General features: G+C 71.9%; 15 protein-coding genes. 10 read left to right on the top strand and 5 right to left on the bottom strand.

The features are described 5' to 3' along the window. Positions 1-15: 15 nt before the first annotated feature. On the top strand, positions 16-1,590 hold the full coding sequence (locus ACFVT2_RS16185; RefSeq protein ID WP_390017619.1) for an aldehyde dehydrogenase family protein: 1,575 nt from the start codon (positions 16-18) through the stop codon (positions 1,588-1,590). Between the two features lie 17 nt (positions 1,591-1,607). Here the strand turns inward: ACFVT2_RS16185 and ACFVT2_RS16190 are convergent, their stop codons facing one another. Beyond that, on the bottom strand, positions 1,608-2,375 hold the full coding sequence (locus ACFVT2_RS16190; protein WP_390017621.1) for a hypothetical protein: 768 nt from the start codon (positions 2,373-2,375) through the stop codon (positions 1,608-1,610). Between the two features lie 61 nt (positions 2,376-2,436). Beyond that, positions 2,437-3,036 carry an RNA polymerase sigma factor gene (locus ACFVT2_RS16195; RefSeq protein WP_390017623.1) on the bottom strand — a complete coding sequence of 200 codons (600 nt, stop codon included), beginning with the start codon at positions 3,034-3,036 and terminating at the stop codon, positions 2,437-2,439. A gap of 363 nt (positions 3,037-3,399) precedes the next feature. Between ACFVT2_RS16195 and ACFVT2_RS16200 the strand changes: the two genes are divergently transcribed. Then, the gene (locus ACFVT2_RS16200) at positions 3,400-4,218 is read left to right on the top strand and encodes an SAM-dependent methyltransferase (RefSeq protein ID WP_390017625.1); all 819 of its coding nucleotides are present in this window, start codon (positions 3,400-3,402) and stop codon (positions 4,216-4,218) included. Between the two features lie 24 nt (positions 4,219-4,242). Here ACFVT2_RS16200 and dhaM read toward each other — a convergent pair whose 3' ends face one another. From dhaM to dhaK, 3 genes are read right to left on the bottom strand one after another with little or no spacing between them, the layout of a single operon-like run. Next, positions 4,243-4,656, bottom strand: coding sequence for a dihydroxyacetone kinase phosphoryl donor subunit DhaM (dhaM, locus tag ACFVT2_RS16205; protein WP_390017626.1), 414 nt, complete (start codon positions 4,654-4,656; stop codon positions 4,243-4,245). Beyond that, complete coding sequence (gene dhaL, locus ACFVT2_RS16210) at positions 4,653-5,261, bottom strand: dihydroxyacetone kinase subunit DhaL (RefSeq protein WP_390017627.1); 609 nt, start codon at positions 5,259-5,261, stop codon at positions 4,653-4,655. The genes dhaM and dhaL overlap by 4 nt, the downstream gene beginning before the upstream one ends. Positions 5,262-5,313: 52 nt before the next feature. Further along, positions 5,314-6,306 (bottom strand): dihydroxyacetone kinase subunit DhaK, encoded by a 993-nt coding sequence (gene dhaK, locus ACFVT2_RS16215; protein ID WP_390017628.1) that lies wholly within the window; start codon positions 6,304-6,306, stop codon positions 5,314-5,316. Positions 6,307-6,910: 604 nt separating this feature from the next. Between dhaK and ACFVT2_RS16220 the strand changes: the two genes are divergently transcribed. From ACFVT2_RS16220 to ACFVT2_RS16255, 8 genes are all read left to right on the top strand, one after another. Next, positions 6,911-7,126, top strand: a complete 216-nt coding sequence (locus ACFVT2_RS16220) for a GMC oxidoreductase (RefSeq protein WP_390017630.1) — start codon at positions 6,911-6,913, stop codon at positions 7,124-7,126. Between the two features lie 443 nt (positions 7,127-7,569). Further along, the gene (locus ACFVT2_RS16225) at positions 7,570-7,779 is read left to right on the top strand and encodes a ferredoxin (RefSeq protein WP_390017632.1); all 210 of its coding nucleotides are present in this window, start codon (positions 7,570-7,572) and stop codon (positions 7,777-7,779) included. After that, positions 7,769-9,142: an NAD(P)/FAD-dependent oxidoreductase gene (locus ACFVT2_RS16230; RefSeq protein ID WP_390017634.1), complete on the top strand. Its 1,374-nt coding sequence runs from the start codon at positions 7,769-7,771 to the stop codon at positions 9,140-9,142. The genes ACFVT2_RS16225 and ACFVT2_RS16230 overlap by 11 nt, the downstream gene beginning before the upstream one ends. Before the next feature lie 31 nt (positions 9,143-9,173). After that, the gene (locus tag ACFVT2_RS16235; RefSeq protein ID WP_390017636.1) at positions 9,174-10,373 is read left to right on the top strand and encodes a cytochrome P450; all 1,200 of its coding nucleotides are present in this window, start codon (positions 9,174-9,176) and stop codon (positions 10,371-10,373) included. A gap of 253 nt (positions 10,374-10,626) precedes the next feature. Further along, on the top strand, positions 10,627-12,333 hold the full coding sequence (locus tag ACFVT2_RS16240) for a right-handed parallel beta-helix repeat-containing protein (RefSeq protein WP_390017638.1): 1,707 nt from the start codon (positions 10,627-10,629) through the stop codon (positions 12,331-12,333). Next, positions 12,330-12,782: a hypothetical protein gene (locus ACFVT2_RS16245; RefSeq protein WP_390017641.1), complete on the top strand. Its 453-nt coding sequence runs from the start codon at positions 12,330-12,332 to the stop codon at positions 12,780-12,782. The genes ACFVT2_RS16240 and ACFVT2_RS16245 overlap by 4 nt, the downstream gene beginning before the upstream one ends. Positions 12,783-13,004: 222 nt before the next feature. Next, the gene (locus ACFVT2_RS16250) at positions 13,005-13,865 is read left to right on the top strand and encodes an aldo/keto reductase (RefSeq protein ID WP_390017643.1); all 861 of its coding nucleotides are present in this window, start codon (positions 13,005-13,007) and stop codon (positions 13,863-13,865) included. Between the two features lie 301 nt (positions 13,866-14,166). After that, complete coding sequence (locus tag ACFVT2_RS16255) at positions 14,167-14,808, top strand: class I SAM-dependent DNA methyltransferase (RefSeq protein WP_390017646.1); 642 nt, start codon at positions 14,167-14,169, stop codon at positions 14,806-14,808. The last annotated feature ends 90 nt before the right edge of the window (positions 14,809-14,898 follow it).

A 14,898-nucleotide genomic window follows, 5' to 3' on the forward strand; every position in this document is an offset into this window, starting at 1 on the left:
ACACAGGAGTTACCGATGACCGTCAGCGCGCACCCCGCCACCCTCGGCCTCCCCGACACCGACGCCCTGCGGGCCCGCGCCACCACCGCGCTGCGCCGCTGCGGCGCCGCCGGACTCGACGCGTACCCGGAGCGGGCCCCCGGAACCGGCGCCACGGTCGCCGCCCGCACCCCCCTCACCGGCGCCGTCCTCGCCCACCTGCCCGCCACCACCCCCGACCAGGCCGAGGCCGCCCTCGCCGACGCCCACCGCACCTTCCTCACCTGGCGCACCGTCCCGGCCCCGGTCCGCGGCGCCCTGGTCAAACGGCTCGGCGAACTCCTCACCACCCACCAGGAGGACCTCGCCGACCTGGTCACCCTCGAAGCCGGCAAGATCCACTCCGAGGCGCTCGGCGAGGTCCGGGAGATGATCGACATCTGCGACTTCGCGGTCGGCCTCTCCCGACAGCTCTACGGCCGGACCATCGCCGGCGAACGCCCCGGCCACCGGCTCTCCGAGAGCTGGCACCCGCTCGGCGTCGCCGGGGTGATCTCCGCCTTCAACTTCCCCGTCGCCGTCTGGTCCTGGAACACCGCCCTCGCCCTGGTCTGCGGCGACCCGGTGGTCTGGAAACCGTCCGAACTCACCCCCCTCACCGCGCTGGCCTGCACCGCCCTGCTCGCCCGCGCCGCCACCGACACCGGCGCCCCACCCGGCGTCCACCACCTGCTGCTCGGCGGACCGGAACACGGCGAACGGCTCGCCGACGACCCCCGGGTGGCCCTGGTCAGTGCGACCGGCTCGGTGCGGATGGGGCGCCGGGTGGCGCCGCGGGTCGCCGCCCGGTTCGGCCGCTGCCTACTGGAACTCGGCGGCAACAACGCCGCCGTCGTCGCCTCCTCCGCCGACCTCGACCTCACCGTCCGCGGCGCGGTCTTCGCCGCCGCCGGCACCGCCGGCCAGCGCTGCACCACGCTGCGCCGACTGATCGTCCACGAGGAACTCGCCGACCGCCTCGTCGAGCGCATCGCCCACGCCTACGAGCAACTCCCGCTCGGCGACCCCTACCACCCGGCCACCCTCGTCGGCCCCCTGATCAGCACCGCCGCACACGCCACCATGACCGAGGCGCTGGCCGCCGCGCGGCGGGACGGCGGCACCGTGCTCACCGGCGGCGACCGCCGCTTCGCCACCGAGGCCCCGGACGCCGCCTACGTCCGGCCCGCCCTCGTCCGGATGCCCGACCAGACCGACATCGTCCGCACCGAGACCTTCGCCCCGATCCTCTACGTCCTGACCTACCGCACCCTCGACCAGGCCATCGCCCTGCAGAACGGCGTCCCGCAGGGCCTGTCCTCCAGCATCTTCACCCGCGACCAGCGGGAAGCCGAACGGTTCCTGGCCGCCGACGGCTCCGACTGCGGCATCGCCAACGTGAACCTCGGCACCTCAGGGGCGGAGATCGGCGGCGCGTTCGGCGGCGAGAAGGACACCGGTGGCGGCCGGGAGTCCGGCTCCGACGCCTGGCGCTCCTATATGCGCCGGGCCACCAACACCGTCAACTACTCCGCCGACCTCCCGCTCGCCCAAGGTGTCGACTTCCTCTGAAACCGGGCGTGTTGACGTCAGTGGAGGGCCCGCCCCAGGTCCGCCACCAGTGTCGGTGACGGGCGGGGGATGACCCCGAAGTCCTCGTCGTCCCCCTCCACCACCAGTCGGTTGATCACGTTCTCCAGTGCGGTCGGCAGCGTCGGCGCCAGCCCGCTGTGCCACTGGACGAGCAGGTTGTGCCGGGCCTCGTCCGGCAGCAACTGCTTCTCGTCGAACGCCGCCACCGCCCGGGGCTCCTCGTCGGGCGCGTGCGCGGCCTGCTCGCGCCAGTAGGCGGCATCGCGGAACTCGCCGTCCCGACGGTGCGCCAGGTACAGGCAGTACGCCGCGGTCCGGCTGCCGGCCCCGGCGCCGAAGTGCCACCAGAAGTGCGCCGCCGCTGACCGCCCGGTGATGTGCAGCAGGCACCCGAAGACCAGCGCCCCCTCCGGGTCGATGTGGTGATCGTTCACCAGCCGCTCCAGGCTCGCCGCGGCCGCCGCCGCATTGACCACCAGCGCGCACGCCAACTGGAGTTCCTGGGTGGCCTCGTCCCGCGCGGTGGGATACCCGCTGGGGGCGGCCCGCCCGGGCCGGACCGCCGGCGGCACCACCGCGGGCGGCAGCTCCGCCGCCCGTCCCGCCGCGGCCGGCGCCAGACAGCCCAGCCCGTCGAGCGCCCCCGCGTCGTCCAGCGCGCCGAAGTCCGCCAGCCCGTCGATCCCGGCCACCGCCGCGGCGGCGCTGAGCAGCGTCTCGACGGTCTCCCGCCGCTCACCCGGATCCCGGTACGCCCTCGTCATCTTCCGTTCCCCCATGTTCGACTCCCGCTGATCCCGCTGAGCTGTCCGGCCACCCGGCCGGCTATCCCTGATCGATGCCGAGCGCGGCGGCCAGCTTCCGCTTGCCCCGGCTCGCGTACGAACGCACGGTGACCTCGTCCACCCCGAGCAGCGCGGCGATCTCCCCGTCGCGGTACCCGATGACATGCCGGAGCACGATCACGTCGCACTGCCGTTCCGGCAGCCGCGAGATCGCCGCATAGAGCCCCAACTGGCTCTCCAACATGGCGAACTGCTGCTGGCACTCACGCAGCAGGGCATGGGCGACGACGGCGAAGGCGGCGGTCTCGGTGAGCGCGGTCGGCTGCCGACGGTCGTAGAGCCACTCCATGACCCGCTCCTTGAGCACCGCCCAGGCGTACGCCTCCACCGACGCCTGTCGCAGCGCGTGCGGCCACACCCGACCGAGCCGCTCGTACGCCGCCAAGGTCACCTCGCGGGCGGCGGCCTCGCTGCCGGTGTGCAGATAGGCGTAGGCCAGCCACTTCCGGGCGTGGGTCGTCAAGAACGCCTGGAAGGTGAGCGTCAACTCGCCGCCCGCCTCCTGCGGGACGGCTATCTCCGGCAGGGCAACACGGTCCGGCCTCCTGGCCGGCAGAAGTCGGTCCCGGTGTGTGCTCACGCGCCGTCCTCGTTCCGATCGCCGTGCACCGCCGCGGCGCCACCGAGGACCGGGGACCGCGCCGGGAGGGCGGTTGCCCTCACCCTCCAATCAACAGGAAACCTCGCTGATTTGTGGCACCGGACGACAAATAATCCTGCGCTCCGTATGCACATGACTACTCGTGACCGAGAACGATCAGAACCCGCGCACCGACGTCCACGACGCGACCACCGGCACCCCGGCGCACGACGACCGGCACCCGGCGCACGGACCCGCCCCGGCGCATGAACGCGCGCACACCGGGCAGTGCTCTCCGCGACGGCGCGCCCACCGGGGAACGACCGGCCGGCGAGGCATCCGGCGACGGGGAGGCAGCACGCGATGAAGGACCACGAGCCCGTGGTGGACCTGCAACTGGACCGGGCGCACTCGGCCCGCATCTACGACTACCTCCTGGGCGGCAAGACCAACTTCCTGGCCGACCGGATGGCCGCCGGCCGCGTCCTGGGCGTCTTCCCCGCCGCCCTGGTGGCCGCCCGCATCAACCGCGAGTTCATGCACCGGGCCACCCGGCACCTCGCCGCCGCCGGCCTCCGCCAGTTCCTGGACATCGGCACCGGCATCCCCACCCCGCCCAACCTCCACGAGATCGCCCAACACGCCGCCCCCGACGCCCGCATCGTCTACACCGACAACGACCCCATCGTCCTCGCCCACGCCGCCGCCCTGCTGCGCGGCACCCCCGAGGGCCGCACCGCCTACGTACCGGCCGACGTCACCGACCCCGGCAGCATCCTGACCGCCCCGCAACTCCGCGCCACCCTCGATCTGACCCGGCCGGTCGCGCTGAGCCTCAACGCCCTGATGCACTTCGTCACCGACGACGGCCACGACCGCGCGCACACCGTCGTGGAAACCCTCAAGGCGGCCCTCCCCAGCGGCAGCACGCTGGCCATGACCCACGCCACCCCGGACTACAGCCCCGACATGATGGCCCGGATCATCGGGATCTACCGCGACGCGGGCACCGAGCTACAGTTCCGCACCCGCGCCGAGTTCCTCCGCTTCTTCGACGGCTGGGACCTGCTCGACCCCGGCGTCACCCTCTCCCACCAGTGGCGCCCCGACCGCCCCGAGGACGCCACCCACGTCACCGACGCCGAGGCCGCCTGCTACGCCGCGGTCGCCCGCAAACCCTGACCCCACACCCCGGGGACCGGGCCGTCACTCCTTGCGGTACCCGTGCGCCTCTTCGGCCGACGCCACCACCGCGGCCAGATCCGCCCCGGCCGACGCGCTGACCACGGCGGCCACCGCACCCTCGACGAACGGCGCATCCACCAGCCGGGCGTCCGCCGGGAGTTCGTCGCCCTCCGCGATCATCGCCTTCACCGTCAGTACCGCGCTGCCGAGGTCCACCAGCACTGCCACCCCCGCGCCGTGGTCCACCTTCCGCGCCGCCGCCGCGATCAGCTCGGAGCTCGTCCCCAGCCCGCCGTCCGGCGTCCCGCCGGCCGCGGCCACCGGCACCTTCGCGCCCTGGCCGGCCAGCCCCACCGTCAGCTCCGCGACCGCCTCCGCGACCGCCTTGCTGTGCGACACCAGCACCACGCCCACCAGGGCGTCCGCGCCGCTCATCGCGCCACCTCCGCGAGGGCTGCGAACAGCAGCGCCGAGGACGTCGCGCCCGGGTCCTGGTGTCCGATGCTGCGTTCCCCCAGATAACTCGCCCGCCCCTTCTTCGCGAGCATCGGCACGGTCGCCCGCGCCCCCTCCTCGGCCGCCGCGGCCGCCGCGTCCAGCGAGGTCTCCAACGCCGCCACGCCCGGCTCCAGCGCATCGATCATGGTCTTGTCCCCGGGCGCGGCGCCCCCGAGCTCGCGCACCGACGTCACGCCGGCCCGCAGCCCCGCCCGGAGCTCCGCCACCGTCACCTCGGGCGCCTCGCCGAGGCTCTTCCCGGCGCGCCGCAGCAGCGTCCCGTACAGCGGCCCCGACGCACCGCCCACCGTCGAGATCAGCTGCCGCCCCGCGGCGACCAGCACCGCCCCCGGCGCACCGGGCGGTTCGGTCTCCACGGTCTTCACCACGGCCGCGAACCCGCGCTGCATATTGGCTCCGTGATCGGCATCGCCGATGGCCGAGTCCAGCTCGGTGAGCCGCTCGGCCTCCCGGTCGATCAGACCGGCCGCCGCGGCCATCCACCGCACGAAGAACGCACCGTCAAGCGTTGTGTCCACCACACCATCACCCCTCTGCACGAGCGACACCCACCAGCGTCCACCACTCCACCGCCTACCGCCCCCACCGCAGTCCGGCCGTCACCACCGGCGCGTCCCACAGTCGCAGCAGTTCCCCGTCGACCTGACACAACGTCACCGAGGCCCCGGCCATGTCCAGTGACGTCACATAGTTCCCCACCAACGTACGGGCCACCGTCACCCCGCGCTCGTCGAGCACCCGGCGCACCTCCGCGCTGAAGCCGTACAGCTCCAGCAGCGGCGTCGCCCCCATCCCGTTCACCAGCACCAGCACCGGCAACTGCGGCTGCAGATCCGTCAGGACCGCATCCACCGCGACGTCCGCGATCTCGTGCGAGGTCATCATCGCCCGCCGCTCCCGCCCCGGCTCGCCGTGGATTCCGACCCCCAACTCCAGCTCACCGGGCGGTAGTTCAAATGTCGGGCCGCCCTTGGCGGGTGTCGAGCACGGACTCAGTGCCACCCCGAAACTCCGTGACGACGCCACGACCCGGCGGGCCACCGCCTCCACCCGCTCCAGCGGCATCCCTTCCTCGGCCGCGGCCCCCGCGATCTTCTCCACGAACAGCGTCGCCCCGGTCCCGCGCCGCCCCGCGGTGAAGGTCGAGTCGCGCACCGCGACATCGTCATCGACCAGCACGCTGGCGACCTGCACCCCCTCGTCCTCCGCCAGCTCCGCCGCCATCTGGAAATTCAGCACGTCACCGGTGTAGTTCTTCACCACGAAGAGCACCCCGCGCCCGGAGTCCACCGCCGCCGCGGCCCGCACCATCTGATCCGGCACCGGCGAGGTGAACACCTCGCCCGGACACGCCGCATCCAGCATCCCCGGCCCCACGAACCCCCCGTGCAACGGCTCGTGCCCGCTCCCCCCGCCGGAGACCAGCGCCACCTTCCCGGCCACCGGCGCGTCCCGCCGCACGACCACCCGGTTCGCCACGTCCACCACCAGCTCCGGGTGCGCCGTGGCCATCCCCCGCAGGGCATCCGCCACCACGGTCTCGGCGACGTTGATCAACATCTTCACGGGTACCTCCCAGGGCGCTTGGCAAGCATGACCGCGACCCGGGCCTTCCCAGGTCATACGAGGTTTCGCTGGTTCCCGATCCGGTCGCTCCAGGGCGCCCGGACGCGGGGGCTGACGGGACAGATACTGAACCCCATGTCGACCTTCCTGATGAGTTATCAGCCAATCGGGTGACCTTCCTATGGGACTGCCTCGACGGATCAAGTATCGGGCCGAGAGGTGCCCGCTGCACCGTCGTTCACGAGGTTTCTCCATCGCGATGGACGGTCCTCGGGCGATGTCCCCGCCGCTCGGGGCGCAGGGCTCCGCAATCCGTAAGCGATCCACCGACGGCCGCAAGGACCCGCGACTCCGCGGGCAGTGCCGTGGCGCCGCCCACCCGAACGGAGTATCCGCCCCGCCGACGGCGGCCCCGCCGCGCCACCCCGGCCACGAAGTTCGGAGACCGGGGTGCGTTCTTGGAGACCGCCGGCACCTGGCCGACCTCGTCACCGGCCCTACGGCGACGCGCCGGCGCCTCGCACTCCGACGCGGACCTCCTCGCCCGGCGCAGCGGTCCGGCCAGCCGCAGTATCACCCGACGTCGACCCGTGCCATCGGCGCGGTGGTCGACGCCGCACCGCGCCTGTCCGACGCGACGGGTCTGCGGGTCGTCGATGCCTCGGTGTTCCCGACGGTGACGCGCGGGAACACCAACGCGCCCACGACCACGGCCGCGGAGAAGGCGGCCGACCTCACCAAGGCAAGCAACGGCGGCCAGTCGGCGGGTGCCGGCTGCTGCTCACGCACCTCGACCACGCGGAGCCCGAACCGGCCCTGACCGCCGAGGACTTCGCCCCGGTCCTTACGGTTCTCGAACTACCCGGCGCACCACGGCAGTTCCTCGACCGAGCCGTCCGCACCGCGCACGAGAAGTGCACCGGCACACTCGGCGCGAACCTGCCCACGCCCCCCGTACCCCGCACCATCGCCGCACTCGGACCCGCACTCGACGCCCTCCACCTGGACGGTCCGAAGCGCGCGGTCGTACGGGGCCCCTTCCGCCCGGTGCGCCGAGCGGTCCTGCACGGGGAGATGGCCCTTTCGCCCAAGCCCCCGTGGTGCGTCACCAACCGCACCGCAGCCACCACGGGCCGTCTCCGTCTCCTCGCCGACTTCGCCGCCGCACCCCGCTGGTCCGCCCTGCCGAGGCCGGCATGGCGAGCGTTAGCGGTGCGGACCATGATGGAACGGAGGGGGCGAGCGACGGAGGGAGCGGTGGGGATGCAAATAGTTGTGGATCTCACGCGCTGTCAGGGCTACGCGCAGTGTGTGTTCCTCGCACCCGACGTGTTCCAGCTGCACGGGGAGGAGGGGCTGCTCTACGCCCCGGCCGTACCCGACGATCAGTTGGAGCGGGTGCGCCAGGCCGCGGCTGCCTGCCCCGTCCAGGCCATCCTCATCGGCAGGGAGGTGAGCGCCGGTGCCGAATGATCTGCGGTCCGGTCGCATCGTCATCGTGGGTGCGTCGCTGGCAGGGCTGAGAGCCGCGGAGACACTGCGCGAGGAGGGGTTCGCCGGCTCACTCACCGTGGTGGGCGACGAGCCCCGTCCTCCCTACGACCGGCCTCCGCTCTCCAAGCAGGTGCTGCTCGGCCCTGTGCCGGCGGACACCACGGGGCTGCCGATGCGCCGGGACCCGGACGCCGAGTGGCGGCTGGGAGTAGCCGCCACCGGCCTGAACCTGCTCGCGAAACAGGTGCTGCTCGCCGACGGCGAGTCACTGTCGTACGACCGGGTGCTGATCGCCACCGGGACCCGGGCGCGTCCCTGGCCCAACCCGGAGGAGGGCGCCCTGCAAGGGGTCTTCACCCTGCGCACCATCGACGAAGCCGAGGGGCTGGCCGAGGCGCTGGCCGCCGGGCCGCGGCGGGTGCTGGTGATCGGCGCCGGGTTCACCGGCTCGGAGATCGCCTCGGCCTGCCGGGAACGCGGACTGGACGTCACCGTCGCCGAACGCGGCCCCGCCCCTCTGGTGGGTGCGCTCGGCGGGACGCTGTCGAGGCTTGCGGCCCTGATGCATCGCGAGCACGGCGTGGACCTGCGTTGCGGGGTGACGGTCACCGCCCTGCACGGGGACGGGAGCGGCCGCTTCACCGGCGCCGACCTGTCCGACGGCACCCGGGTCGAGGCGGACGTCTGCGTCGTGGCCTTGGGAGCGGTCCGCAACGTCGAGTGGCTGGCGGAGTCCGGGCTGGCGGCGGGCCCGCGCGGGATCGCCTGCGACGCCGGCTGCCGGGCGTTCAACATGTACGGGATCGTCACCGACGACGTCTTCGTGGCCGGTGACGTCTCCCGGTTCCCCCATCCGTTGTTCGGGTACGAGATGCTGTCCCTGGAGCACTGGGGCAACGCCGTCGCACAGGCCGAGGTGGCGGCCCACAACATGGTCAGTCCGGGGCCCCTCCAGCGCCCTCACCTCACCATTCCGACGTTCTGGTCGACCCAGTTCGGGCTCAACATCAAGTCGGTGGGCGTGCCCACCTACTCCGACCACGTGGTCATCGCCCAGGGCTCCCTGGAGGCGAGCCGCCTGGCAATGGTGTACGGCTACCGAGGACGGGTCACCGCGGCCGTCACCGTCGACATGGCCAAGGCACTCGACTACTACCGCCATCTGATCGAGACGGCGGCCCCGTTCCCGCCCCCACCGGGCGCGGCGGACCGTGCACTCACGGCCGACATCCCGATTCCGTCCGACGTGCCGGACCCCAAAGGGCTGTCTCACGAGCCCGTCGTGGCGCTCACCGGTCATCTGCCCGATCGCCGGCTGATGGTGGTGCAGCCCACCCGCTGAGCCACCTCCCGTCCCACCACCAGGAGCCACCATGGACTCCGAGACCCTGCTGTCCCGCATCACCGACTACGCGAACCGCCCTGATCCCTACCCGCTGTACACGGAGCTCCGCGAGGCCGGTCCCGCGGTGCGGCAGGCGGACGGCAGCTATCTGGTCGGCACCTACCATCACCTCGCCGCTCTGCTCCACGACCCGCGGATGAGTGCCGATGAGCGCTCTCGTACCGCCTCGTCGCCGTCCAAGGAGACGAAGGACCCGTCGTTCCTGCGGCTCGACGACCCCGAGCACCACAGGTTGCGCAGGCTGGCCATGCGGCCGTTCGGCCCGCCGCACAGCCCGGGCCGGGTCAATGCCATGCGCGAGGAGATCGCCCGGATCACGACGGAACTGGTGGAGGCGCTCCCGACCGGTCGGCAGATCGACATCGTGGACGATTTCGCCTACCCGCTGCCGGTCACCGTGATCTGCCGTCTGCTCGGCGTACCGCGCGAGGACGAACCGTTGTTCCGGGGATGGGCCGACGCACTGGTCGCATCCGCCGACATGCGGCCGGACGAGGACACCACGGAGCAGGACCAGGCGGGTAATCAGGCCCGGATCGACATGAACCAGTACCTGCTGGACCTCGCCGGGCGGCGCCATGGCAACCCGACCGGCGACATGCTCTCCGCCTTCGTCAACGAGCCGGATCCGTCCCTACGGCTCACCCCCGAGGAACTCGCGGCAACCGCCACGCTGTTGCTCATCGCGGGGCACGAGACCACGGTCAACCTGATCACCAACGGGGTGCTCACACTGCTGCGCCAGCCCGAGCACCTGAACCGGCTGCACGGCGAACCCGCCCTGCTGCCAAGAGCCGTGGAGGAACTGCTGCGTTATGAACCCCCGGTACAGATGCGGGAGCGAGTCCCCCTGGCGGACATCGAGGTCGCCGGCACCACGATCCCCGCAGGCACGTCCGTCATCCTGGTATTGGCCTCAGGCAATCGCGATCCCAGGCGGTTCCACGAGCCCGACCGTTTCGACCCCACCCGCCCGGACAACGAGCACCTCGCCTTCGGCAGCGGTATCCACCTGTGCTACGGCGCACCACTCGCCCGCATCGAAGCCGATACCGCACTCGGCGCGCTGATGCCCCGCCTGACCACGGCACGCCTGGTCCAGGACCCGCCCCCCTACCGGCAGAACGCCATGCTGCGCGGCCCTCGTCACGTGCCCGTCCAATGGTGAGGGGCGCCGAGTTGTGAGGGTGACCGAGTTGTGGGGGTGACCGAGTTGTGGGGGTGACTGGTGTGTGAGGGGGGCTGAGCTGGATGCGCGTGCTGCCCGGTCCCTTGCCCAACTGCGGGCGTAGGACCGGGCTTGCTGGCCCCGGCCGGGCTCGGCCCCGCCCGGCCCGGCTCGGCCCCGCCAACGGCTCCGTCCCGGCCCGCCGTTCGGGTAGCATCGACGGCTCCAAATGGGCTGCGTGGGGGAAGTCGAGATGGTCGCGAGGTACGTCGTATCGCCGCGGGGCGGTCGTCGCGCCTACCCCGACATCGCCTCCGCCCTCGCCGCCGCGGCCGGACGGGGCCGACCGGCGCGCGTCGAGATCCCGCCGGGCCGCTACGAGGAGGCGCTCACCGTCCGGGGCGAGGTCGAGTTGGTCGCGATCGACGGTCCGGGCTCCGTGGTGGTGCGTCGGCCTCGCGGGGCCGTCCTCGACGCCTTCGGGTCGGTTCGCGTCCATGGCCTCGTGCTGATCGGCCGCGACGCCGACGTCGTCAGCTGCCAGGCGGGAACGCTCACGTTGGAACACACGGAGGTCCAGGCACCCAACGGCATCAGCGTGCGGGCGCGGCCGAACACCACCGTGACGCTGCGGGACAGCAAGATCAGGCACGGCCGGACGCTGTTCGTCGGCGCCGACGGACTCATCGAACGGTGCCGGTTCAGCGATGCCGCCGACAATGCCGTCGCGGTGATCGAAGGCGCCCACGTCGTGGTCCGCGACAGCTGGATCGGCGGCAGCCGCATCCACGGCGTACGCGTCAGCGATGCGCGGGCCGAGGTCACCGGGTGCGAGCTGACCGGCACCGGGAAGGCGGCCATCGTGGCGGACACACAGGCCGAACTCACCGTGACCGACTGCGCGATCCACGCCGTGGACGCCGAGGCGATCCTGTTCATCGAGCAGTCCAGGGGCTCCGTGGACGGCACGCGCGTCACCGACGCACAACACGGCATCGCGGTGGCGAGTGGCGCCGACCCGGTGGTGCGCGGTTGTACGTTCACCGCGTGCCGCGACACCGGCATCAACGTCCAGACGTCGGGCCGCGGCAGGTTCGAGGAGTGCGAGGTCTTCGCCGCGGGGAACGTCGCGGTCTTCTCGACCCAGGGCGGGGCCCCTGAGGTCCACGGCTGCCGCATCTCGGGAGGCAACGTCGGCATCGCCGTCACCGACGCCGCCAGGGGCCGCTTCGCCCGGGTCGAGATCGGTGACCTGACGAGCGTCGCGCTGCGGGTCTGCGACGAGGCCAAGGCCGTGTTCGAGCACGTCCTCGTGGAGCGCTGCCCGTCGGGCCTGGAGACCCGGGGTGGCGTGGGCACCACGGCCGAGGTCTCCGACTCCGGATTCCGGGACTTCGACATGTCCGCGGCGGAGGTGCTCGGTCACTCCCGGGTCACGCTCAAGGGCGTGGTGGCGGAGCGCGGGCGCCTGGGCTTCGGCGTCGGCGAGGACGCCCAGTTGTTCGCGTACGGCTGTGACGTCAAAGAGGTGAGCGCCGGTGGGGCCATCGGGTTCGGCGCGGCGCGGTTCGTCGCGCGGAACCTCACCGTGACCGGCTCGGAGGCGTTCGGCCTCTGCGGGCTGGGCTCCGCCTATCTGGACGTCGCGAACAGTGAGTTCGTCGACTGTGCGGCCGCGGGGGCGAGCTTCGACGAGAGGTGTGCCGGCCGGCTGGCGGACTGTTCCGTGGACGGCACACAGGGGGTGGCTGTGCAGGACAACGGCCGCGTCGAACTGGTCTCGCTCCGCACGTCACTGGCGGTCGTCACGCAGCAGACGAAGCCCGCCGAGCCCCCGCCGACGACCGTCAACAACTTCCACGGCCCGGTCTTCAACGCCGCAGTCAACGGCGCTCAGCTGGCGTGGAACAACCACCACGTCATCCAGCAGCAGACCGACGAGGACGGATCCCGCACATGAACGATCCACAGACCCCCAACAACCCCAACAACCCCAACAACCCCAACAACCCCAACAACCCCAACAACGCCGCCGGGCCGGTGTTCCACGCCGCGGTTTCCGGCGCCCAGTTCGCCTGGAACAACCACACGGTCACCCAGCGCCAACAGAACGACAGCACGGCCGCGCCGGGCTTCGAGGCGCTCGCCGCCCTGGTCACCGACCTGCTCCGGGAGCTGCCCCGGGCCGGCCTCGCCGATCAGGACCGCGAGGACACCGAGGCCGCGGCCAGAGAGGTGCTCGCGACGATCACCGAGCCGACGCCTCCCGAACAAGGCCGGCTCCGCCGCGCACTCGCCACGCTCAGGGGAACGCTGGCCCCGGTCGCCACCGGCGTGGTGGCCGGTACGGCGGCGGGGGCGCAGGAGTGGGCCCGGACGGCGATCGAGGGCCTGACCGGTACTTTCTGAACGCCCGAGGTGCCCAGAGGGCCTGTCCGGCGGATTTTCGTGGCGCCGCGGGACCGCCGGAAACGTGCCAGCTGCCGCGCTTACGGTGCGCTCTGTCCGCTCGTCCCGGCATGTACGCCCACCGCCGGGCGTATCCGGGGAACAGCTGTGGACACGAGCCTCGAAGCGTAAGGTCGCGGGCGTCGCATCGCCTCGCATCGCGTCGCTCCAGGGGGTAGGGAAATGCATAATCGCCGCATCGGCAGTGCCACGGTCAGCGCCATCGGGCTCGGTGGGATGCCGCTCTCCATCGAGGGCCGGCCGGATGAGGAGCGCGCCGTCGCGACTGTCCATGCCGCGCTCGACGCCGGGATCTCGTTCATCGACACGGCCGTCTCGTACTGCCTGAACTCCTCTGAGGCCGGCCACAACGAGTCGCTGATCGCCCGCGCACTCGCCGCGTACGGCGGTGACACCTCCGAGGTGCTGGTCGGTACGAAGGGCGGGGCGGCACGCGGAGCCGACGGCTCGTGGTCCTTCAACGGGGATCCCGCGACGCTGCGGAAGGCGTGCGAGGACTCGCTCAAGAGGTTGGGCGGGGACTCCATCGGCCTCTACCAGCTGCATGTGCCGGACCCGAATGTCCCCTACGCCGACTCGGTGGGGGCGATGCGCGACTTGTACGACGCGGGCAAGATCCGTGCGGTCGGCATCTCGAATGTGAGCTCCGACCAACTCCGCGAAGCCCATGGGATCCTCGGCGAGCGGCTGGTGTCCGTACAGAACAACTTCTCGCCGGCTGCGCGCGACAGCGAGCCGCAGTTGCGACTGTGCACTGAGCTGGGGATCGCCTTCCTGCCGTACAGCCCGCTGGGCGGGATCTCCCGTGCGGCCGACCTGGGTTCATCGGACGCCGCGTTCGCGCGGATCGCCGAGGAGCGCGGGGTCAGTCCCCAACAGGTGTGCCTGACATGGGAGTTGGCCATGTCCCCTGTCGTCATCCCGATCCCCGGATCGACCCGGCCGGCGACCATCCGCGACTCGGCCGCAGCGGCCGATCTGAAGCTCACCGCAGCGGAGTTGGCCGAACTCGACGCCGTTTAGGTGTCCCGTGGTCGGCTGAGTGGTAGGTCGCTCGACGAAACGACCGGCAGGCAAGCACCCTCGGCCGGCCGTTCGTTGGCCGACGGGGCCGGGCGGGCCGCTGGTTGTCGTCGGTCTCGTCGCTTCTGGGGGCAACCGTGTGGCGCGAGGCGAGTGGAGGCCGGTTTGTGCAGCTCAGCGCCGGTGTCAGCGGCACTGTCGCGTGCGATGCAGAGGGCGCCCCGGTCGCTTCGAGTAGTCGCCAGTGGGGCTTGTCCGATGGTTGGCCGTCAGCGTTGGGAAGGCTCTAGTGTCCTCGCTTGTGACTGAACTCTCCTCGCATCACCGTGCGACAGCGGATGCCTACGATGCCGTCGCCGTCCTCTATGACGAGCTCTCCCGCAATGCACTCGACGGTCTTCCGCTGGATCGCGCGGTGCTCGCCGCGTTCGCCGAGATAGTGCGGGCCGCCGGCTCCGGTCCCGTCGCCGAGCTGGGCTGCGGCCCTGGACGTACCACTGCACACCTGCGGGATCTGGGGCTGGACGTCTTCGGCCTCGACCTGTCGCCCGTGATGATCGATCTCGCCCGTGGGACATACCCGGACCTGCGGTTCGAGGTCGGTTCCATGGACGCCCTGGACATGGCCGATGGCCAGTTGCAGGGCATCGTGTCCTGGTATTCGGTGATTCACACCCCACCGCAGGACGTGCCCCCGTACTTCGCCGAGTTCCGTCGGGTGCTCGCGCCCGGCGGAACTCTTCTGCTCGCCTTCTTCGAGTCGGAAGGTGAGCCGACCACGGCGTTCGACCACAAGGTGGCGACAGCCTACCGATGGCCGATCGACGAGCTCGCGGGGCTGGCGGGTGAGGTCGGCTTCACCGAGGTCGGCCGGATGCTGCGTGAGCCAGGCGAGGGGGAACGGTTCCGCCGGGGGCATCTGCTGATGAGCGCAGGCAAGTAAGCCAGGGCGTGGGGGGGCGCCGCCGCGGGCCCCCCCCCCCCCCGCGCCGCCCGCCCCCCCGGGGGGAAAGGGGGGGCGCCCCCGCCCGGG

This window comes from Streptomyces sp. NPDC058000, from assembly GCF_042886435.1.
Taxonomy (GTDB): domain Bacteria; phylum Actinomycetota; class Actinomycetes; order Streptomycetales; family Streptomycetaceae; genus Streptomyces.